The 21,240-nt window shown below is 59.8% G+C and carries 17 protein-coding genes and 1 pseudogene; 15 read left to right on the forward strand and 3 right to left on the reverse strand.

What is annotated here, in order from left to right; translation table 11 throughout:
• Positions 1-106: 106 nt before the first annotated feature.
• From L53_RS07595 to sigJ, 10 genes and pseudogenes are all read left to right on the forward strand, one after another.
• Positions 107-1,528 carry a M20/M25/M40 family metallo-hydrolase gene (locus L53_RS07595; RefSeq protein WP_034813833.1) on the forward strand — a complete coding sequence of 474 codons (1,422 nt, stop codon included), beginning with the start codon at positions 107-109 and terminating at the stop codon, positions 1,526-1,528.
• Positions 1,509-2,252: a hypothetical protein gene (locus L53_RS07600; RefSeq protein WP_034813834.1), complete on the forward strand. Its 744-nt coding sequence runs from the start codon at positions 1,509-1,511 to the stop codon at positions 2,250-2,252. The genes L53_RS07595 and L53_RS07600 overlap by 20 nt, the downstream gene beginning before the upstream one ends.
• Positions 2,253-2,635: 383 nt before the next feature.
• The gene (locus L53_RS07605) at positions 2,636-3,202 is read left to right on the forward strand and encodes a hypothetical protein (protein WP_034813835.1); all 567 of its coding nucleotides are present in this window, start codon (positions 2,636-2,638) and stop codon (positions 3,200-3,202) included.
• 68 nt (positions 3,203-3,270) lie between these two features.
• Positions 3,271-3,639 carry a hypothetical protein gene (locus L53_RS07610; protein ID WP_034813837.1) on the forward strand — a complete coding sequence of 123 codons (369 nt, stop codon included), beginning with the start codon at positions 3,271-3,273 and terminating at the stop codon, positions 3,637-3,639.
• Between the two features lie 35 nt (positions 3,640-3,674).
• Entirely contained in the window at positions 3,675-4,082 is a 408-nt protein-coding gene (locus L53_RS16775) for a GFA family protein (protein ID WP_084333225.1), read from the forward strand.
• Positions 4,083-4,136: 54 nt separating this feature from the next.
• A pseudogene (locus L53_RS17550) lies at positions 4,137-5,989 on the forward strand (ATP-binding cassette domain-containing protein).
• Between the two features lie 310 nt (positions 5,990-6,299).
• A complete protein-coding gene (locus L53_RS07625; RefSeq protein WP_156947851.1) occupies positions 6,300-6,662 on the forward strand; it encodes a hypothetical protein in 363 nt (120 codons plus the stop codon).
• A gap of 93 nt (positions 6,663-6,755) precedes the next feature.
• A complete protein-coding gene (locus L53_RS07630) occupies positions 6,756-7,148 on the forward strand; it encodes a hypothetical protein (protein ID WP_051607705.1) in 393 nt (130 codons plus the stop codon).
• On the forward strand, positions 7,145-7,681 hold the full coding sequence (locus tag L53_RS07635) for a hypothetical protein (protein ID WP_034813842.1): 537 nt from the start codon (positions 7,145-7,147) through the stop codon (positions 7,679-7,681). Before L53_RS07630 ends, L53_RS07635 begins: the two co-directional genes overlap by 4 nt.
• The gene (sigJ, locus tag L53_RS07640; RefSeq protein ID WP_034813843.1) at positions 7,678-8,550 is read left to right on the forward strand and encodes an RNA polymerase sigma factor SigJ; all 873 of its coding nucleotides are present in this window, start codon (positions 7,678-7,680) and stop codon (positions 8,548-8,550) included. The genes L53_RS07635 and sigJ overlap by 4 nt, the downstream gene beginning before the upstream one ends.
• On the opposite strand, the gene L53_RS07645 is transcribed toward sigJ, so the two are convergent.
• Together L53_RS07645 and purD are read right to left on the reverse strand one after the other, a co-directional pair.
• Positions 8,543-10,015, reverse strand: coding sequence for an amidohydrolase family protein (locus L53_RS07645; RefSeq protein WP_034813845.1), 1,473 nt, complete (start codon positions 10,013-10,015; stop codon positions 8,543-8,545). The two genes, sigJ and L53_RS07645, sit on opposite strands and share 8 nt — an antisense overlap.
• A 19-nt stretch (positions 10,016-10,034) precedes the next feature.
• A complete protein-coding gene (gene purD / locus L53_RS07650; protein ID WP_034814310.1) occupies positions 10,035-11,324 on the reverse strand; it encodes a phosphoribosylamine--glycine ligase in 1,290 nt (429 codons plus the stop codon).
• Between the two features lie 200 nt (positions 11,325-11,524).
• On the opposite strand from purD, the gene L53_RS07655 reads away from it, so the two are divergent.
• The 3 genes from L53_RS07655 to L53_RS07665 all read left to right on the forward strand — a co-directional run bounded on the left by L53_RS07655 (position 11,525) and on the right by L53_RS07665 (position 15,929).
• Complete coding sequence (locus L53_RS07655; protein WP_034813847.1) at positions 11,525-12,232, forward strand: hypothetical protein; 708 nt, start codon at positions 11,525-11,527, stop codon at positions 12,230-12,232.
• A 185-nt stretch (positions 12,233-12,417) separates the two neighbouring features.
• Entirely contained in the window at positions 12,418-13,854 is a 1,437-nt protein-coding gene (locus L53_RS07660; RefSeq protein WP_034813849.1) for a TadE/TadG family type IV pilus assembly protein, read from the forward strand.
• A gap of 224 nt (positions 13,855-14,078) precedes the next feature.
• A complete protein-coding gene (locus L53_RS07665) occupies positions 14,079-15,929 on the forward strand; it encodes a PAS domain S-box protein (protein ID WP_198019762.1) in 1,851 nt (616 codons plus the stop codon).
• Positions 15,930-15,935: 6 nt separating this feature from the next.
• Here the strand turns inward: L53_RS07665 and L53_RS16985 are convergent, their stop codons facing one another.
• A complete protein-coding gene (locus L53_RS16985) occupies positions 15,936-16,943 on the reverse strand; it encodes a sensor histidine kinase (RefSeq protein WP_034813852.1) in 1,008 nt (335 codons plus the stop codon).
• A gap of 123 nt (positions 16,944-17,066) precedes the next feature.
• Between L53_RS16985 and xseA the strand changes: the two genes are divergently transcribed.
• Positions 17,067-18,464: an exodeoxyribonuclease VII large subunit gene (xseA, locus tag L53_RS07675; RefSeq protein ID WP_051607753.1), complete on the forward strand. Its 1,398-nt coding sequence runs from the start codon at positions 17,067-17,069 to the stop codon at positions 18,462-18,464.
• Between the two features lie 329 nt (positions 18,465-18,793).
• A complete protein-coding gene (locus L53_RS07680; RefSeq protein WP_034813860.1) occupies positions 18,794-21,235 on the forward strand; it encodes a TonB-dependent receptor in 2,442 nt (813 codons plus the stop codon).
• Positions 21,236-21,240: the final 5 nt, after the last annotated feature.

The raw sequence follows: 21,240 nt of genomic DNA on the forward strand, positions 1-21,240 counted from the left end.
TGAATCGCCGCTGCCAGATATTGCTACTGACTCTCGTCGGCAAGCAACTAAGGTACGTAAAAAATGATTCTGCGGATCGTCCGCGCCTCGACAACAAGGAGTGACCATGACCGCCAGACATTCGCTTTTCGCCCTTTCCGCACTGCTTGGAGCAAGCTGCCTGACGCCCGTCGCGGCCGCGCAGGAGCGCACCGCCGATGAGCTGAAAGCGCGCGAGATCTATGCCAAGGTCGTCTCGATCCGTTCAGCCCGCGGGCAGGAGAATGTGCCCGAAGTCTTCGAATACCTGATGAGCGAATTGGCTGCCGCCGGGTTTGCCGACGAAGACATGAAAGTCACAAACTACGAAAACAATGGCGAAGCCACACAAGGCCTGATGGTCTGGTACCGGGCCGAAGACCCGGTGAAGGCGCCCATCGTTCTGCTCGCTCATGCGGATGTAGTCGACGCGCTGGCCGAGGATTGGGTTCGGGCGCCCTATGAACTGATCGAGGAAGACGGCTATTTCTTCGGGCGCGGAACGGCAGACAACAAATATGGCGTGACCAATCTGGTGCAGACCTTCATTCGTCTGAAAAAAGAAGGTTGGAAGCCGAACCGCGATATCGTGATGGTGCTGTCCGGCGATGAGGAGACCGGTATGGTCTCGACCCGCGGTCAGGCCCAATATGTCCATGAGCATATCAAGCCGGAATTCGTGCTGAACGCCGATGCGGGCGGCCTTGCGCTCGGACCAAATGGTCAGCCACTTTACTACGGTGTACAGGGCGCTGAAAAGACCTATGCAACCTGGGATCTGACCGTAACCAATCCGGGAGGTCATTCATCTGCTCCGCGGGCAGACAATGCAATCTACGAACTCTCCGAAGCGATCCTTAAAATTCGGGACTACACATTCCCGGTCATGTCGAGCGAACTGACACGCGCGTCGCTACGCATCGGCGGGCGCCAGCGGCTTGACAAGCTTGGTCAGGCGATGAGGGACTTTGCCGATGACCCGTCCGACGAAGATGCAATCGCAGTCCTGCGTGCCAATCCGGCAACGGTCGGCACCATAGGCACCACATGCGTGGCGACCATGCTGCGCGGCGGACATGCTGAGAACGCGCTGCCGCAATCAGCCACCGTAACCGTCAATTGCCGCATCTTCCCTGGGGTCGGCATCGAGGCGACCGAGGCCACACTGAAAGAAGTCATCGACAATAAAGGCGTGAAGTTCAAATTGATCTCCGACCTTGTTGAAAGCCCGGAATCCATCCTGCGCGAAGATGTGACCAACGCAATCAAGGCCTCGCTCGCAGAACGCGGTGTCGACGTGCCGATCCTCCCACATATGTCATCGGGCGGCACAGACGGCATGCATTATCGAAATCTCGGCTATGACACGGTCGCCATTTCGGCGGCCGCCGCCAAACAGAACGACACGTTCGCCCATGGCCTGAATGAACGCCTTCCCGTTGACAGCTTCTATGACGGTCTCGATCACTGGTCGATTATCCTGAAGAACCTTGCCGGGGCGGAGAACTGAGCAGCCTGATCGCTCCGAGCGTAAGAATCCGGACTGGTTCACCGTCCTGATCGAGACGTTGATCGTGGTGTTCGGTATGTTCATCGGTCTGCAGGTCAGTAACTGGAATGAGGCGCGTTCCGAGCGGCTGGACACCCGGAATGTTCTCGAAAGGCTGGAGCGTGACTTCGAACTGCAGCGCACGCTCACCAATCGCAGCATTGGGCAACAGGAATTGCTGCTCGAAGCGACCAGCCGGCTCATCATGGGAATTCGTGCAGGAGAATTGGATGAGCAAACGCTTAACGAGGACCTCGCATTGGTGGACTCGGTATCGACATTTCCCGGACCTTTGGCTGCCTTTCAGGAACTTGTCTCTACCGGACGCATGCGCCTGATCGCGAATGAAGACTTGCGGGACAAGCTCTATGAGTTTGACAGCTCGATCGCGTTTGGGCGCGAAGTCTTCAGTGGCACATTCACCGCGCCGATAGAGGACCTGGCGCGTGTGCTGTTCAAGGCGAAAAGTCTGGTAACGTCAGGCACCCCGTCCGAGACCTTCCAGCAAGTGGGAGCTGTGGAGACCGTCGATCGCGCAGTCTTGCTTGAAGATCCCGAAATCCTTGCCGCATTTCAGAACGCATATCTTATCCAGGACAACTACCATCTGATACTGATAAGGTACCGTGGCCAGATCGAAGACATCCTCGAGCTTCTCGCAGAAGAGCAAAAACGGGCCTCCTGAACCTCTTTGGCCAAGTGCTCCGGGACCCTCCCTCAACATTACCCAAACTTCACCCTTCACGAAGGCGTGAGCCGCTTGGACACGGCCAACCTGCCACCTATATCAGGTAGGAGAGAGAGGTTTGCGTTCGCTGCGTTTGTCCCCCTCCCCCCAGAGTAATGCAGCGAACCGCCCGTCATGCCATTTACAGTTCTCCCCCTACTGGTGGCATGGCGGGCCCTACTCACTTCGGACAAAATCCCCCGAAAACTCCGGCATGACTCCTACGGCTCGCCGTGATATTCTGGTTCTCTGAAGTGATGTGAGGATCAGCATTGCATCGTCCGTCAGGCCCCCTTTGGGTATTGCGGGCACCGGCCTCAAAAAGGCCCGGCGGGGGCGTCATGACCCTCAATGACATCTACCTCGTCTCCCAGATCATCGCCTCCGTTGCCGTGATTCTTTCCCTCATTACCCTGATCATCTCGATCCGCCAGAACACGCGCGCTCAGAAAACCGCGTCGGCCCAGTCCATTACCGCTGCCATCACAGCGATCAATGTGCCCGGCATGGCCTCGCCCGACATGGGGCACGCCCTGTCTGCCGCCTGCCGTGACTGGTCAGGTGCCACCCGCAATGAGCGCATCCTTGCGCATTACTTCCTCTTCTCCTTCTTCAAACTATGCGAGCAGGCCTGGTATCAGCACCGCTCCGGCGCGCTCGAAGAAGATCAATGGAAAGGTTGGGAAAGCTCCCTCCTGCGCTTCTATCACAGCCCCGGCGTCAAGCATGGCTGGTGGCCAAACCGATATGTCGCCTGCTCTCCGGCCTTTCAGAAATTCCTGGCGTGCAGCACAGAACCCCGCACCAATGCTGGCGCGTCGCTCTACGCCCTGTTCGAAGGTGCCCCTCCCCCTCTCCCGCGCCAGCCAAGTGCTGAGCGCTCCTCGATTAAACTTCGGAAAGGATAACAGCAGGCCCGACGGATTTTTCTCGCTCCGCCGTTTTATCCCTGACATTTCTACACAGGAGACTCATCATGACCATCGTCAAACCTGCCCGCCTCGCCGGCCTCGCTGCGCTTGCCGTCATCGGCGCCGGTACGGCCTCTGCCGGTGAATGGCGTCTCGACCCGGCCCGCTGCCCCGATTTACGCGAAGACCGGATTGACCAGCGTATCGATTATGGCCGCGCTGACAGGCGCGAAGATATCCGCGACATGCGTCAGGTCAGCTGCCCTGCTTCGGCCTGGACCTATGTGCCAGCACCTGGAGAGCGCGTGGCCCGCAAGATGGCCTATTCGGGTCCGCGTCAGGTCTATGTCGCTCGGCATGGCTACCATCAAGTGCAGGCTCACAAGCATGGCAAACATCCGGCTCCGGCGCTGATCAACATCGTGATCCGCTAAGGCGCCCCCAAGCGTTTCATGCTATCGGTTTTGCCATGAGAGATTCCCATAGCGGCGCATGCCTGTGTGGGGCTGTCCGATTTGAAATCGATGGCCCGCTTGAACATTTTTATCTTTGCCATTGCAGCCGGTGTCGCAAGGACACCGGCTCTGCGCACGCCTCCACGCTTTTCTCGGGACGCGCGCATCTTGTGTGGCAGTCCGGCGCGGAACACATCCACACATTCCGTCTCGCAGGGACGCGCCACCAGAAGAGCTTCTGCACGCAATGCGGATCGGCGCTTCCCTACGCGCTGGAGGGCGGCCAAGGCATTGCTGTGCCCGCTGGCAGCCTGGATACGCCGATTACGCTGCCACCCGAGGCCCACATATGCTGGGCCAGTCGTGCTGACTGGGAAGACCAGTTGGCAGACGCCCCGCGACTCGACGACCTGCCAGGCTAAAGCGACTTCACCCACGCCCTTGCTTTCACGGTAGTCTCTAGTAGACCGCCGCGCATGCTTACCATTTCAAATCTCGATTTTCAGGTCGAAGCCCGGCCCCTGTTTGAATCTGCCACGGCGCAGATCTCGGCCGGCTGGAAAGTGGGCCTTGTCGGCCGCAACGGCACGGGCAAGTCCACCCTGCTGCGCCTGATCCGAGAGGATGTGGAAAACCCCCGCAATGACAGCGCCATCCGGTTGAACACCGGCGCCCGGCTCGGCTGGGTCGCGCAGGAGGTCACGTCGTGCTCGCCGCCGACACAGAGCGCCACGCGCTGATGCTGGAATCCGAGACCGCGACCGACCCGGACCGCATCGGCGAGATCCATGAACGCCTGCTCGACATCGACGCCTGGACCGCCGAGGCACGCGCCGCCGAGGTGCTGAACGGCCTCGGCTTCACAACCGAAGACCTTGGCCGCGCGACCAAGGAATTCTCCGGCGGCTGGCGTATGCGCGCAGCCATTGCCGGTGTCCTGTTCTCCCAACCGGACTTCCTGCTGCTCGACGAGCCGACCAACTATCTCGACCTCGAAGGCGCGGCCTGGCTCGAAACCTATATCAAGAAATATCCGTATACCGTCCTGATCGTCAGCCATGACCGCGAGATGCTCAACCGCTGCGTCACGCACACAATGGCACTGGAGCATCGCAAACTCTCGATCACACCCGGCGGCTACGATGACTGGCTGAAGCTGCGCGCAGCGAAGCTTGCCCAGCTGGAATCTCAGAAAGCCAAACAGGACAAGGACCGCGAACACTTGCAGGCATTCGTGGACCGGTTCCGCGCCAAGGCCTCCAAGGCCCGTCAGGCCCAGTCGCGCATCAAGATGCTGGAAAAGATGCAGGACATCTCCATCCCGGTCGGCGACCGAACGACGCCGTTCCACTTCGCCCCGCCCAAGGACAAGCTCGCCCCGCCCATGCTGGAACTGCGCAATGCCACGCTCGGCTATGGTGAGGACGCGATCATCCTCGACAAGGTCAATCTTCGTCTGGACCCGGATGATCGGATTGCGATCGTCGGCGCCAATGGCCAGGGCAAGACGACGCTGGTCAAGTCCATCGGCGAACGCCTCTCGCTGATTGGCGGCGACCGGGTCGTGCCCAAGGCGGTCCGCATCGGCTATTTCTCGCAGGACCAGCTCGACGAACTCTCCGAAGGTGACAGCGTTCTGATGCACGTCCAGCGCATCATGCCGCCCGGCACACCGCCAGCGCGAGTCCGTGCAGCTGCCGCGGCGATGGGCTTCAGCCACGAGAAAGTGGAAACCAATGTCGAGAAGCTGTCGGGTGGCGAAAAGGTGCGCCTCCTGCTCGGCCTGATGTCATCGGCCGCGCCGCACATCCTGATCCTCGACGAGCCGACGTCCCACCTCGACATCGACAGCCGCGAAGCGCTGATCTACGCACTGAACGAATTCCCCGGCGCGGTCCTGCTCATCACCCACGATGTCTACCTTGCCGAGGCCACGGCCGACCGGCTCTGGCTGGTCAATAATGGCCGCGCCGCGCCCTATGATGGCGACCTTGCCGACTATCGCGCCCTCGTCATGAAGGCCGACCGCGACGACACCAAGGGGGCCAAGCCTGCCAAACAGGCCAAGCCGGCTGCTCCGAAGGAGATCACTCCCGAAGAGAAGAAACGCCTCAGCGCCCTCAAGAAAACAGCCCGCGACGCCGAAAACCGACTCGAAAAGGCGAACACCGCCATTGCGAAGATCGACGCCAAGCTCGCCAGCGGCACACCTCCTGCGGACGAACTGGAAAAGCTCCTGAAAGACCGCGCAAAGCATGCCAGCGCAGCCGAAACCGCCGAAACCGAATGGATGGACGCTGCGGAAGCGCTTGAATTGGCGAGCTCATAAGGGACGGCCTCCTGAGTACACGACCCGCAACAGCCGCATCAGTACCAGATATGACCGGCACGCAAAATACGCCGCCCTCTGACTATTTTTATTTGATTACGGACCGTCTTTTGCTTGCCTCGGACGTTAACCAACATTAACCTGTTGTCATGGTGGCGGTGGGGCCACTGACGAGCGCGCAGGCGCTCTTTCGTCTTGGAGACAGATAATGAACATCAAGGGACTGCTTTTGTCAGCAGCGCTGACGGCTTTCGCGACTCCGGCACTGGCGCAATTGAACGCATACGAAGATTAAACGATCAGCGATTCCGTGTGGGAGATCGCGACAATCAAGGTCGATTCCAATATGGGGGACTATTACCTCGAAGGCATCAAATCCACATGGGTTGAATCCAACGACGTGGCCAAATCACTCGGCCATATTGAAGACTACACCATTATGGTCAGCGCCATGCCGGACAGTGGAGCCTTCAACATACTCCTCGGCATCAAATATGCGAGCATGGCCGATATCGGCCCTTCCAGGGAAAAATATGATGCGTTCATGGCGGCCTGGGGTGAAGCCAATCAGGATAGTTCACGCGAGACATCGAAGACATATCCCGAACTCCGCAAGATTACGGGTCAATATCTGATGCATGAACTCACCATGCTGGACTCCAGCAGCGAGTAAATCCTGGTCTGAGGCCCGCTTGTCTTTCGGCAGCCGGGCCTCACCTGTCACAAAAACCGCCCCTGTTTCGTCTGACTCCTGAAACAGGGAGTTATGAACATGTGGAGACTGTGCCTGATCGCCATTGCGGCGTTTCATTTTGCCAATGGGCTAGGGATGTGGTTTGCGCCGCAATTCTGGTACGAGACCGTACCGGGCGTTGCGATGATGGGGCCGTTCAATCTCCACTTCATCCGCGACATTGCGTTGATATTTGGCCAGAGCGCAGGGGCGCTCGCCTATGGCGCGTTTGCACGTGACCGGACCGCCGCCATCATCGGCGCGACATGGCCCGCCCTGCATGCGCTCTTCCATGTCTGGATCTGGATCAGCCGCGGCTTTCCGCTGGATCATGTCGCTTCCTCCAATCTCACCGCCCTTCAGCTGCCGGCCTGGCTCGCCCTCGCCGCCGCGCTCAATTTTGCCCGCAAGGAGACCGCCCGATGATCCGCAAACTCTTCCATGCTCAGGCGCGCAAGATGCAGCGCGCTTTCAACTATAACACCAGCTATATGCACGAGATCATCGACATCTCGCCCGGCGCGGCCTGGGGCCTGTCCCGCTTGCCCGCCTTCTACAAATATCGCGGCGCGCCCGCCGGACAAATCCCGTGGACCGGAACCCTGTTGGCCTCGACGCTCGACGGCGATTGTGGACCATGCGCCCAACTGGTCGTCGACATGGCGCTGGCAGGTGGGGCAGATGCTGACGCCCTGCAGGCCTGCGCCGAAGGCCGCCCGCTGGAGGCTGGCGCGATGGGGCTCGGCTACCGTTTTGCCGAGGCGGCCATATCTGGTGATCCGACGGCGGATGACCTACGCGGCGAGATCATCTCCGAATTCGGCGAGAAATGCGCCCTCTCCTGTGCCTTTGCCGCCGCCTCCGGCCGCATCTATCCCGTAATCAAGCGCGGCATGGGCCATGGCAAGGCCTGTCAAAGGCTGGACTTTGCCGGTAAAGAAGTGATCCTCCCCGCATGAGCGCCGACACCGCCATCTTCGAGGCCGAACGCCCCGGCCTGACCGCCCTGTGCTATCGCATGCTGGGCGAGCGGGCCGGCGCCGAAGATGCCGTGCAGGACACATGGCTGCGCTGGCAACGATCTGACCGCACGGCCATTGAAAACCCCCGCGCCTGGCTGCGCCGCACTGCCGCCCGCATCGCCATCGACGCGCTACGGTCGGCTCGCGCACGCCGGGAAACCTATCCCGGCCCGTGGCTGCCCGAGCCCATTGTCGAAGCGCCCTCACTTGGCGTCGAGGAGAAATTCGCCCTCGCCCAGGAATGCGAGCTCGCCTTGCTGTGGGCGATGGAGCGATTGTCGGAAACCGAGCGCGCCGCCTTCATCCTGCGTGAAGCCTTCGACGCCGGCTATGACGAAATTGCCGCCGTCACAGGCAAGTCCGAAGCCGCCTGCCGCCAACTGGTCAGCCGCGCCCACAAACGCCTGCAGGAGAGCGGCCCGCGCTTTGACGCAGCCCCGTCTGAGGTCGCCGACCTCCTCCAGCGCTTCATGGCAGCCGCCGCCGCGCAGGACCATGCCGCCGTGCTGGACCTACTCGCGCCAGAGGCCACCGCCTACACCGATGGCGGCCGCAAGGCCCGCGCCGCACTACGTCCGCTGCGCGGACCGGCTGACATTGTTCAGGTCTTGATGGCCGTGATGATGAAGGATGCCAAGTCTGACGCTACATGGACCATGGAGCCCGCTCTCGCCAATGGCGCCCCGGCGCTCCTCCGTAGACTGAACGGAAAGGTCGATCTCGTCCTCACCCTCGCCCCGGACACAACCGGCCGCATCGCCTGGCTCTACGCCATGCGCAACCCGGATAAACTGCCCGCTAATTGAGGCCGAGCGCCGTGATGTTCACGCCTTGTGCGGCGAGGCCGCCCAGTACGTTTTCCTGCGTGCGCTCCAGATTATGATTGCGGGCGCTGTCGCGCAGGGCTGTCAGATCCGCTTTATTCAGCCAGACTCCGGCTCGGATCAGGGCCTCAGGCGAGTGCAGGCAGGATATGTCCGCCAGCGGATCACAGGCATAAAGCACCAGATCCGCCGCGCAGCCTTCAAGCGCGCAGCCGTCCAGACCTTTGCGTCCCAACACCTGAGCGGGCGCATCCGTCGCCGCTTTCAGCGCGTCAAACGGCGTCAGCCCCGCCTTCACCATCAGGCCCAGCTCCTCGACCAGGGACAGGCCCGGCACATTGGTGAAAATCCCCGCATCCGTGCCCGCGACCAGCATCACGCCCTCCTCCTGGAGCATCCGTGTCACGCGCCCGTAAAAGGCATCGCTCTGCGCCGCCGGCCCCGGTGGCTGGCTCGCCCAGAATTCCTGATGATCCCGCTCGGTCTGCTGCACGACCGGGTTCAGCATCTCCGTCCCCGGACGGACCAGCGCCGCGCCCTGCGACTCGGCCACCCGCCACAAATTGTGATAGGCCAACAATGTCGGCGTTACCGGCACCCCAGAGGCCGCGATGCGCTTGGCCAGCGCCCGCGCCGCCGCCTCATCCTGCCGATCGCTCAGGCCATGCCAGACAATCGACTCGACATGCTCGATGGTCTCGAACCCATCATCCAGCACCTCCTCGAAGGCAATGTCGAACGGCGCCTCGAACGGCACACCCGGCCCGCGCACGCCCTCCGGCGTGTGCCCGGTCACGATCATGCCCCGCGCCTCCGCCTCTTCCAGCACGGCGCCATACGCTTCGCGGGTCAGATTGGAATACACTTTCAGCCGCGTGAAACCCTGCTCAGCCTGCCACGCCACCGCCGCGCGGGCCTCCTCAGCCGTCTCGACCAGTTGGTGGTTCACCTGCGCGTTCGGGCCAGTACTGTTCAGGATCGGCCCGGTGGTCAGCAGGTGCGGCCCAAGCACATTGCCCGCCTCGACCTGCTCGGCCAGTGTCAGGTGAAACGGCAGGCCCGACATGTTGCGTACCCGCGTGACGCCCGATGAGAGATAAGCCGCCAGCTCCGCCTCGTCCCAGACATGCACATGCATATCCGTCAGGCCGGGGATCAGCGTCAGGCCGCTAGCGTCCTGTTCTACATCCGCAATCAGGCCCGCCTGCGTGTCCGCGACGGCGATAATCGCGCCCTCATCCACCAACACGAACACATCTTCCCGTACGTCTGGCGCCTCGCCCGAAAAGTCGACCACTCTTACATGCGAGATCAGCAAATCGCCTTCCTGCGTGGGGGCGGCGGGCTGGGTGGCACAGGCCGTCACCAATGCGCCAAGCGTCAGGCTTGCCCGGCCAGCCCACTTGCGCGCGTTTGATCGGAATACCTCGGACATAGATTTGCGCATGATCCGGGCTCCAACTTTCCTATTTCAGGGCGCGCCAGCCAATGTCGCGGCGGCAGAAGCCTTCCGGCCAGTCGATGGCATCGACGCCAGCATAGGCCCGTGTGACAGCTTCCGGCAAATCGTCGCCGCTCGCCGTCACGGCCAGCACCCGGCCGCCATTGGCCAGCAGCGCGCCGCCTTCGTCCATGTCCGTACCTGCCTGGAACACGGTCACGCCCGGCAGCTCATTGGCCGTTTTCACACCGCGAATGACCGAGCCCTTGGCATAGTTGCCGGGATACCCCTCGCTCGCCAGCACAACGGTCGCCGTCGGTTCGAACCGGTCCAGCTCCAGCAGTGCCTCGAACGCTTCTTCATTGCCCTCAAGGCCGCCGGTCGCCGCGCCGAGAATTGCCGGCACGATGTCGCCCGCAAGGCCCTTCATCAGCACCTGGCATTCGGGGTCGCCGAAGCGCGCATTGAACTCGACCACTTTCGGTCCCTGGTCCGTGACCATGATGCCGACATAGAGCACGCCCTGATACGGCATGCCGTCTGCCTTCATGCCCTTGAGCATGGGCTGGACGATCTCGGCCTTCACGCGGGCAAGGATCTCGTCCGTCGCGACCGGCGCCGGCGCATAGGCGCCCATGCCGCCTGTGTTCGGTCCGGTATCGCCATCGCCTGCGCGCTTGTGGTCCTGTGCAGCTGGCAGATAGATCGCCCCCGTGCCGTCGGTGATCACGAAAATGCTGGCTTCCTCGCCATGCATGAATTCCTCGATCACCAGCGTGGCGGACGCATCGCCGAACTTGCCCGACAGCATCTCGTCAATCTCGGCATCGGCCTGCTCCAGCGTTTCCGCGATCACGACGCCCTTGCCGGCGGCAAGGCCATCGGCCTTCAGCACGTAGGGCGCTTCCAGCGTGCGCAGATAGGATTTCGCCAGCACCGGATCGGTGAATTCGCCATAGGCCGCGGTCGGCACACCATACTGAACCATGCGCGCCTTGGAGAAGGCTTTCGAGCTTTCCAGCTGCGCCGCCTGCTGGCTCGGCCCGAACACATCAAAGCCGCGCGCCCGCAAGATGTCCGAAAGGCCAGCGGCCAGCGGTGCTTCCGGTCCGATCACGATCAGGTCCGGCTCGACCTGCAGGGTCAGCTGCACCAGTTTCTGAATGTCGGTGACGGCCACATCAAAACAGGGGCCTTCCTCATCCATGCCGGGATTACCCGGAGTCGAATGCACCATATCCACCAATGGCGACTGTGCCATTTTCCACGCCAGGGCATGTTCACGCCCGCCCGATCCGATCAGAAGTATGTTCATGACTGCGCTCATTGCGCAGGTTGGCGGCGGGAATCAAGCCCTCAGCGGCGACCAGCAAGGGGAATGGCTCTCTTGCTATCCCCGTGTCACATACGGCGTAGATTGGAAAAAGCCGTTCTGTCATGGTCACTTGCGACCATGGTCCGCAGACCAGGTCGACACGAGTTCATCTGAGAGCCAATGCATTCAGGCTCTACAGCATGAAATCGCCATTTCCTCTCGCCGTTCACAGCCTCACCCGCTTCTGGTGGGATGCCGCCGATTATCTCGCATCGGCTGCTCAAAAGCGGCTTGGACTCTGGCCAGTTGCCGCCAAGCCCTTCCTGCCCCGCGCAGAGTTGGAGGATCTGGCTGGCCTCGTGGGATTTCTCGAAGCGATCCTCAGGCGCCTGTTCTGCCTTGCCGCTCTTGAACTCGGGCCCCTGCCGCGTCTCAACGCGAAACCGCAGGACCCGGACAAGGGTGCCAAGCATTTATCAAGCTCCACAATCTCACCCGCCCCGGAACCGGCGAGTCGCCGCCCGCGCCATCGCATTCCCCGCTTCCGCCTCATCGAAGCGACGAAAATCATCCATGCCACACCGCCGAAAGCCCAATTTCGTACCGGCCCCCGCATTCGCTTCCTTGATGAAGAGACGCCCGTAGACTTGCGGGACTATCCGTCCAGCCCAACTGACATTTTACCAGCCGGAAAGCTCGTTCGACGGCTGCTGGCTGTTAACCACGCGCTCGATCACGCGGTCGAATACATAGCCAGGTTGCGCCAGATTATGGCGACGGCAGTCCCGGTGCTGAAGCGTGCTGTACCGTCCGCATTCAAGACACGTAAACTGAGGTATTTACAACAGGATAGCGCCCGCCAATTGCACGCGGCTACTTGGGATTTCCTGTCGCCTGACACGTCCTGAACTGACCCGAAAACATGGACCTCCCAGCGCGGTGCCACAAGGCATTCGCGGCGCTGGTCGTGGTTAAGGAAACCTTTCCGTTATCGGAGAAACCCTGCCCCCCGACTTTACCGAGAAGTTATCCTGTTCTGGCAGTGTGCCCACTAGAACCTTTGGGCCAGGTGCGGCCAAAACTGGGGTGGGTAATGATGACGAATACGAATTTGATCAAGAGGACTGTCGAAACAATTCGCCGGTTCAAGGACGAAACACAGGGCAACATCGCGATCATTTTCGCGCTGATGACCATTCCGCTCTTCCTTCTCATGGGCTTTGCGATTGACCTGCAACAGGTCAACACCGCGAAAAACCGCGTCCAGTTCATTCTGGACAGCGCGGTTATCGCGGGTGCCCGCGAAATGCAGGAAGGCAAGAACGACACCGAAATCAAGACGTACATCGAGAACTATTTCAAATCGGCAATGAAGGCCCAGGGCAAAGGTACCGATTGTGCCGAACCCGTTGCGACCATTGCGAGCGAGTCTCAGGATCTTTCGGTGAAGGTGCGCTGTGCACAGCCGACATCGATCATGCAGATGACGGGCACGAAGGAATTGAACTTCTCCGTCACCTCCGCTTCGACCTACGGTATCGGTAAAGTCGACATCGCTTTCGTGTTCGACGTTTCCGGATCAATGGGCGGCAGCAAGATGTCCGCCCTGAAAAGCGCAGCCGACACGGCAATCAATGTGCTCGTGCCCGCAGACGATGACGGCACGACCGGTGAAGTCCGCATCGGTATGGCCTCCTATTCCTCCATGGTGGACGCAGGCGACGATTATTTCTTCAAGGCAACCGGACAATTGCCAATTCGCACATACACTTTCTCATACGATGAAACCTACGAGTCTGGTGGCGACTGGGAAGAGGTCTGCCAATGGAAGAAGAAAAGAGGAAAGTGGAAATGGACGTGTGAAGATGAGTGGGTCCCTGAATACGGCACCCGCACAGTCACCGAGACCAAGACGATCAACAATACTTGCGTCAAGGAACGTGTGGGTGACGAGCAATTCACCGACGAAGACCCAGGTCCATTCCAGTGGATCGAAGCCGCCGAAGCGTATGGCAGCATCAACTGGAGAGGTAATGTCAGCTGGTACACAGAATCCTGTAACCCAATTGGTCCACTGCCCATGACCAGCAATCGCGACAAGCTGTTCGATTATATTGATGGCCTTAACGCCAGCGGCGGTACGGCTGGCCATCTCGGCATTGCCTGGGGCTGGTACCTGATCGCACCGGACTGGGACGTCGTCTGGCCTGCAGGTTCCGACCCGTATCCCTATGACGAACCGGATTCGGCCAAAGCCATGATCATCATGACTGATGGTGAGTTCAACCAGGAATACGATACGTCGAACGGTGACTCCTTCGATCAGGCTGAAAAGATGTGCGACGCCATCAAGGAACAGGGCATCAAAGTCTACACCGTCGCCTTCCAGGCCCCGGCTTCGGGTCAGGCCATCCTCAATTATTGCGCGTCGGGCGACGACTTCGCGTTTACTCCGGAAAGCTCCGAGGAACTGACCGAAGCCTATACCAAGATCGCCCAGTCCATTTCGGACCTGCGCATCCGGTACTGATCTCTCATTCTGGCAGCGGTGCGCGTGCACCGCTGCCAATCTCCAACCCCAAATTTTCTATTACTTTACAAGCTTATGCCCGCCCCAGCAAAAGGGCCTGCCCACCTCCTGCGCGAGCGCTCAGCCGGATGATTTGGGTTATGGACAAATGGCCGTGATCCGAAGTAGAAAAGATGTTGAAAACAGCGCATTGTGCGCTGGACATTTTTTTCGGGAGCCCCGTCATGAAACGGGATCGTCTGTCTAGCGCTCCCTCTCCGGTTGCGCCTGCCCCTGCCTTGTCAGCAGCGGAGAGCTCTTGGCTTAGCGCCATCATCACATCGTCATCCGATGCAATCATTTCAAAAAACCTGGACGGTATCATTGCCAGCTGGAACCCTGCCGCCGAGCGCGTGTTCGGTTACACACCTCAGGAGATCATAGGCCAGTCGATCCGCGTATTGATCCCGGAAGATCGCCAGAGTGAAGAGGATGAAATCCTCGCTACGATCCAGACCGGCCGCACCGTGGCGGATTTCGAGACAATCCGTCTTCACAAGGACGGCACCGCAATCCCCATCATGGTCACGGTCTCTCCCGTTCATGATAAAAGCGGCACGATTGTTGGCGCCTCGAAAATCGTGCGTGACATCTCTCGCGAGCACGAAAATCAAGAACGCCTCCGCCAGAGCGAAGCCCAGTTCAAGGCGCTCGCAGACAACATCCCTCAGCTGGCTTGGATGTCGGACCCTGAAGGTCACATCTTCTGGTACAACAAGCGCTGGTATGAATATACCGGGGCCGACGAAGAAACGACACGCGGACATGGCTGGCGCTCCGTGCACCATCCCGAACATGAAGCGCGCGCCACCGAACACTTCCTGAATTCGCTGAAGACCGGACAAGTCTGGGAAGACACATTCCCCCTGCGCGGCAAGAATGGAAAATTCCGCTGGTTCCTGTCTCGCGCGCTACCCATCCACGACAAGGATGGCCAGATCGAGATGTGGTTTGGCACCAATACCGACGTAACTGAACAGAAACAACGCGAGGAGCAGATCCAGCTTCTACTGGGCGAGGTAAACCACCGCGCCAAGAACATGCTGACCCTCGTTCAGGCGATTGCGCGCCAGACCATGGCCAGCGGCGACAATTTCATGGATCGCTTTGCTGAGCGTATGCGCTCGCTGGCCTCCAGTCAGGACTTGCTGGTCAGTTCCGGCTGGCGCGGCGCGCGGGTCGAAGACATCATGAATTCCCAGCTTGCGCACCTGGAAGACTTCATCGGCACCCGGATCAAGCTGGAAGGCCCTCATGTTCGCCTGACTTCCGCAGCGGCGCAGTCGCTCGGCATGGCTCTCCACGAGCTTGCCACCAATGCTGGAAAGTATGGCGCCTTGTCCAATGATATCGGCCAAGTCGATATTCGTTGGAACATCCGTCAGGAAGAAGGTACGAACCGATTTGAAATCAGCTGGACGGAAAGCGGCGGCCCACCCGTCATTGCCCCCGACCGGCGCGGCTTCGGCTCGACGGTCATCGAGCGGATGACGCGCATCGCCTTCGGCTTCCCCGTCAAGCTGGACTTTGCCCCTGAAGGCTTGCACTGGCATCTCATCAGCGTGGATGATCGCGTCTTTGAGGCTGACTTCGTGGCGGAAGTTAAGGACTCCTCCATAGACCTGTCCCGTTCGCCGCAGTCCGCTGTGGCCGCTCAACCATCCAATGGTGGAAGACGCGTACTCGTCGTTGAGGATGAAGCGATTATCGCAATCGACATGGCAGCCGCTCTGGAAGATGCCGGCTTTTACGTGGTCGGTCCGGTAGGATCCGTTTACGAGGCAATGAAACTGCTGGACGAACATGTGTGCAATTGCGCCGTTCTGGACATCAACCTTGCCGGCGAAACATCGGCACCCTTGGCCAGTCGTCTGCTCGCGAGCGGAATCCCTTTTGTAACGGTATCCGGCAACACACAAGAATCGATAACTGAAGAATTCAGTCAGTCACCTTTCCTGTCAAAGCCGATTGTGACGAGCAAGCTGTTGTCGAAACTGTCGACGATCCTTCCCGAGCCTGAACGCGCGATCAGTTGAAAGAAGTCAAACCGAAAATGCGCCGACATCTTCTTTCAGCAGAGGTGCTTCGACGAGTATCTGAACACCATCCTCCGTGAACGTTCGGGTTGCAACCAACTTTGGAAACATATCGAACAACCGGGTTCCGAAGCCAACCCGTGTTGGGGGCTGAATGCCGGGGACGCCGGTTTCGGTCCACGTGACACGCAACAGATCGCCCTTCAGGGTCCACTCTACGGTCAGGTGTCCGTCCGGCGTGCTGAAGCAGCCGAACTTCCGTGCGTTCGCCGCCAGTTCGTGAACGATCAGTGCGGCGTCCTTGCTGCCCTTCACTGTCAGGATCGCGTCGCTGCCTCTCAGCGTGTAGCGCTGGCTGCCCCGGCCGAGCATGGCGTCGAGTTCCTCAATCATGATCTTGCGCAGGCTGAGACCCGTCCAGTCACTGCGCGTGAGATTGGAGTAGACCCGGCTCATCGAGGCAAGCCGCTCATTGAAATCATCCACGAACGCATCGACGCTTTCGGCGCTCTCTCCTGAGATACGGGAGGTCGCCATGATGACCGCAAACATGTTGCGGATTCGATGGTCCAGCTCATTCTGCATGACATCATTCTGGCGCTTCAGCTCCACCTGAGCAGTGATGTCCTCGGCCCGCTGGATCATGTGGGTCACGACACCATCATCATTCCGGTAGGGGTCCTGCACGGCCTGCCACATTCTGGTCTGAACCGTGCCGTCCGGCTGTTTCAGCTCATAGGGCTGTACTTCCAACCGGGTCTGCACTCCCTGAAACACTTGGCGAAATTTCGCCTCAACCGGATCTCGACGCTCTTCGACATCCGGGAAGATTTCAAAGATGTATTTCTGCCGAATATTGGCCCATTCGGTATTGGTCGCCGTCAAATATGCCCTGTTCGCATACACAAAGCACAACTCCCGATCGAGCACCATCAGAGGCACCGTCCACCTGTCAGCAACCTCGCGGAAACTCAAATCTCCGGTGATTTCCTGCGTCTGAGAAACCTGATCCATGACATACTCGCTGGGCTGCGTAGAGAGACTACACCCTCGCGCACTTCCGTTAACCTTGCATGACCAAACGGGGGCAATGTCAGCGCACTTGCCCTTGCCGCTGCGAGGTTTATGACTGTCGGAATGCCTTCTGAATCGCCTCCCTCCAATGATGTCGCCCTGTCCGTATCTGATCTCGCCGCAAGCCTGAAACGGACGGTCGAGACCAACTACGATCATGTCGTCGTGCGCGGTGAGCTCGGTCGGGTCACGATTGCGCGTTCCGGCCACATGTATTGTGACCTGAAGGATGAACGGGCGGTCCTGAACACCGTCATGTGGAAAGGCCAAGTGAACCGCCTGCCCTTCAAGCCCGAAGAAGGTCTTGAAGTCATCGCTACTGGCCGACTCTCCATTTATGAAGGGCGCTCAAATTACCAGATGATCGCCGCCTCCATGCGCCCGGCCGGTGCGGGTGCGCTCATGGCGCTGCTGGAGGAGCGGAAGAAGAAATTCGCTGCCGAAGGCCTGTTCGCCCCGGAACACAAGAAGCATTTGCCTTATCTGCCCCGCACAATCGGCGTGGTCACCAGCCCTACAGGTGCGGTTATCCGGGATATTCTGCACCGCATCGGTGACCGCTTCCCGGTTCGCGTCATCGTCTGGCCGGCTCTGGTTCAGGGCGACAACGCCGCAGGCCAGATCACCGCAGGTATCCAGGGCTTCAACGCCATAACCGGCGCCGACCGGCCCGACGTGCTGATCGTTGCACGCGGCGGGGGCTCTATCGAGGACCTCTGGCCGTTCAACGAGGAAGCTGTCGTTCGCGCGGCCTTCGAAAGTGAGATCCCGCTGATATCGGCGGTCGGCCACGAGACCGACACGACCCTGATCGACTATGTATCTGATGCACGCGCACCCACTCCGACCGGAGCGGCAGAGATCGCGGTGCCGGTTCGGTCCGAATTGCTGCTGACCACTGGCGAACATGGCGAACGCCTCAAGCGCGCCCTCGCCCGCCGCACCGGACAGGCCAGGGACAAGCTGGGTGCAGCCCGCCTACCCCGACCAGAAGCCTTGCTTCAGCCAAAACGCCAACGCCTGGACTATGCCAGCGCCAGCCTGCCCAAGGCCGCGCTCGCCCTCGTCCAGACTGCCCGCCTCCGACTGTCTCGGCTCGCGATTAGTCCGGCCAGCCTGAAATCGGACATTCGCGCCTCTAAGCAGCGCCTGCGCGACACAGCTGTTCGCGCGCGCCCGGCGCTGACCCGTTTGATCGAAGCCCGTCACATCGCTCTCGCCTCCCAGGGAAAGCTGCTTGAGACCTTGTCCTACCAGTCCACCCTGAAGCGCGGCTACACTATAGTGCGCGACACGAATGGAAACCTGATCCGCTCGGCCAGTTCCGCTGCGGCGAGCGACGCCTTCAAGATCAGCTTTGGCGATGGTGACGTAATGGCCCACCCGGATGGATCCAGCCCCCCAACGGCCGCCAAGCCTGCCAAAGCCAAGCCCAAGGGCGATCAGGGCTCCCTGTTCTAGCTTCCCGGCGCTGAATGCCTCCTCACAACTTCTGCGGTGATTCCATTACTGTGCTGCCAGTTTGATGGGCAAACCTGCACGGTGTGACAAAATGGCTGCAATTGACTGCATGTGCCAAAGTTGGAAATAGTTCATCCGTATACCTCTTGCCCGTATCAACAATCGAACTTTTCAGAAGTTTTCGTGACAATCTCATTGATTTTTGCGCGCTCTGCGAGAACGCCTGTTCTGCAGTATTTGCTGTAGCAAAACTTTCATTTGAGCCCACTCACCCTGCTGAGTACCCAGCGCGCGACAGCGCACGGGGCGCCTTCAAAATGGGTTCAATCATGAAACACGCATACCTCTCCGCGACGGCCGTGGCCGCGCTCAGCCTTTCCGGACAATTGTCCGCTCACGCACAGGAATCTGGAGCTGAGCAGACCCGCCACCTACAGGTCGTCACGGTCACCACCCAAAAGCAGCAGCAATCACTGATTGATGTGCCAATTAACGTCTCGGTCGCCGACCAGGATCTGATCGACCTGCTGGCGGCAGACGATTTCGAAGACCTCGGCAACTTTGTTCCGGGCTTGCAGGTTCAGGCTCAGAGCCTCAACGCACCGAGCTATTCCCTGCGCGGTGTCGTCTCCGATGGCGGCACGCCTCGCGTTGCCATGTTCCAGAACGGTGTTGCCATCGGTAACGTGTCGTTCGCCACCAACCTTGCCATCTATGACATGGAACGGGTCGAAATCGTCAAAGGCCCACAAGCAACCTTGTTCGGCCAAGGCGCTCTGGTCGGCGGCGTGAACTTCATCCAGAACCGCGCCTCGCTCGACGAAAATTCTGGCAAGGTCAGCCTCGAAGGTGGCGATTACAGTTCGGTGCGCGCGGAAGGCCACTACAACTACGTGCTCAGCGACACACTGGCACTGCGCGTAGCTGGACAGGTCAAGAATATGGACGGCTATGTGCCGAACACAGCCAACTCACCCGACCTGATGGGTCAGGACACGTTGGCCCTGCGCTCCGCTTTGCGCTGGGAGCCTACCGAGAAGCTCCGCGCCGATCTGTTCGTCAACTATCAGGAAGACGACTCCACCGGCACGCAGTTCACCTCCGGCTTCTTTGAAGTGAATGGGAAAGTCGACCCGTTCGGCGCCACCGCAATGAACGTCAACGACGATCAGGTCCGCAGCAAGCTCGGCAATGACCGGGAATTGTTCTATGTCACCGCCAATGTAGAATACGATCTCAATGATGCCTGGTCACTGACCTCGCTCACTGACTATCGCAACCTGTTCTCGAACGAAGCCTGGGATTCCGACGGCGCAGCCTTCAATCTTCTGCAATTCTACCAGGGGCGCCAAGCAAATACGTTCAGCCAGGAGCTGCGCCTGAACTATGATGATGGCGGCAAACTGTCAGCCTTCTTCGGCGGCAACTATTTCACGGTCAGCGGCAAGGACGAATTGATCTTCTCGACCGACGAAACCTATGCCCAATCCCTGTTTGCCCCTTCTCTCGCAGCCGCTGTGGCCCCCGGCGCGTCTATTGAGCAACTGGGTGCGCAGCTGGCCTTCCTGGGCCTGCCCGGCGGCGAAAACCTCGGCAGCTTCGATACGCCGCTTCAGTATTCCATGCTCGCCTTCCTGCTGGGTGGCAGCGTTGTTCCGCTTTTTGATGAACACCTCGAGCAGCAAGTCGCGACGTATGGCCGTGACACGTATGACCTGTTCGGCGATGTGACCTATCAATTGACTGACCGGCTCGAAATCACCGGTGGTCTTCGCTACACGCAAGAGGAATTGTCGGCCAGCACGCGCGCGGCAATCCTGAAGTCCAACCCATATCTTGGTGGCCTGAACGGCGTGACGATGGGCCCGAGCATGCTGCTCAGCGCAGCGACGTTGAATAACGAAGCCTTCGGGTCTGCTGATACGGATGGCGCTTTCACCTGGCGTCTGAACGCGGCCTACCGTGTCTCTGAAAACGTGAACGCCTGGGTTGCCTATGGTCGCGGCCGCCGCCCGGAAGTGCTGTCGGCCTCTGGCGCAGACTATGACGTCATCGACGCGGAGACGCTCGACAATGTCGAGGCTGGCTTCTTTGGTCGCTTCTGGGACAATCGCCTCCAGATGACCAGCTCGGTCTATTATGGTGAGTACAAGGACTTCCAGACGACGCGCTTCGATCCGATCCAGGGGATCTTCATCACCGAGAATTCGGGCAACGCCACCCAGTATGGCCTCGAATTCGATGGTCAGGCCCTGATCACCGACAATATCCGCCTGCTCGGCACCTATGCCTACACGCATTCGGAATATGATGACGAAGATGACAATGGAAACCCGCTGCAGTTCGCGGGCAACAGCTTCCGTATCAGCCCGGAGCACAGCTTCTCCCTCGCAGCCGACATCACCATCCCGGCCGGCGAGCGTGGCGACTTCTCGATCGTGCCGAGCTATGTCTGGAAGGATCATCACTATTTCGAGGATGACAATGGCTATGACTATGCAGCCGACGGCAATGGCGGCTTTGTTCGCGTCCGTGAATCCTATCCGGACGGCAGATTCGTCGAAGAAGAGCAGGATGCTTACGGCATCGCCAACCTGCGCGTCGGCTTTGACAGCGCGGACGATGCCTGGGGCGTCTATGTCCTCGGCGAGAACATCTTCGATGAGGAATACCTGATCGATGTCGGTAATACCGGTGGCGCGTTCGGCCTGCACACGATTATCCGTGGCAAGCCGCAAATGCTGAAAGCCGGTGCCTATATCAAGTTCTAGGCGAT

This window comes from Hyphomonas sp. L-53-1-40, from assembly GCF_000682775.1.
GTDB lineage: Bacteria > Pseudomonadota > Alphaproteobacteria > Caulobacterales > Hyphomonadaceae > Hyphomonas.

What these genes read in the sequence shown, in the direction of transcription:
- L53_RS07595 (WP_034813833.1), top strand. Translation starts at nt 107, where the DNA reads ATGACCGCCAGACATTCGCTTTTCGCCCTTTCCGCACTGCTTGGAGCA.
- L53_RS07605 (WP_034813835.1), top strand. Translation starts at nt 2,636, where the DNA reads ATGACCCTCAATGACATCTACCTCGTCTCCCAGATCATCGCCTCCGTT.
- L53_RS07610 (WP_034813837.1), top strand. Translation starts at nt 3,271, where the DNA reads ATGACCATCGTCAAACCTGCCCGCCTCGCCGGCCTCGCTGCGCTTGCC.
- L53_RS16775 (WP_084333225.1), top strand. Translation starts at nt 3,675, where the DNA reads ATGAGAGATTCCCATAGCGGCGCATGCCTGTGTGGGGCTGTCCGATTT.
- L53_RS07630 (WP_051607705.1), top strand. Translation starts at nt 6,756, where the DNA reads ATGAACATGTGGAGACTGTGCCTGATCGCCATTGCGGCGTTTCATTTT.
- L53_RS07635 (WP_034813842.1), top strand. Translation starts at nt 7,145, where the DNA reads ATGATCCGCAAACTCTTCCATGCTCAGGCGCGCAAGATGCAGCGCGCT.
- sigJ (WP_034813843.1), top strand. Translation starts at nt 7,678, where the DNA reads ATGAGCGCCGACACCGCCATCTTCGAGGCCGAACGCCCCGGCCTGACC.
- L53_RS07645 (WP_034813845.1), bottom strand. Translation starts at nt 10,015, where the DNA reads ATGCGCAAATCTATGTCCGAGGTATTCCGATCAAACGCGCGCAAGTGG.
- purD (WP_034814310.1), bottom strand. Translation starts at nt 11,324, where the DNA reads ATGAACATACTTCTGATCGGATCGGGCGGGCGTGAACATGCCCTGGCG.
- L53_RS07655 (WP_034813847.1), top strand. Translation starts at nt 11,525, where the DNA reads ATGAAATCGCCATTTCCTCTCGCCGTTCACAGCCTCACCCGCTTCTGG.
- L53_RS07660 (WP_034813849.1), top strand. Translation starts at nt 12,418, where the DNA reads ATGATGACGAATACGAATTTGATCAAGAGGACTGTCGAAACAATTCGC.
- L53_RS07665 (WP_198019762.1), top strand. Translation starts at nt 14,079, where the DNA reads ATGAAACGGGATCGTCTGTCTAGCGCTCCCTCTCCGGTTGCGCCTGCC.
- L53_RS16985 (WP_034813852.1), bottom strand. Translation starts at nt 16,943, where the DNA reads ATGGATCAGGTTTCTCAGACGCAGGAAATCACCGGAGATTTGAGTTTC.
- xseA (WP_051607753.1), top strand. Translation starts at nt 17,067, where the DNA reads ATGCCTTCTGAATCGCCTCCCTCCAATGATGTCGCCCTGTCCGTATCT.
- L53_RS07680 (WP_034813860.1), top strand. Translation starts at nt 18,794, where the DNA reads ATGAAACACGCATACCTCTCCGCGACGGCCGTGGCCGCGCTCAGCCTT.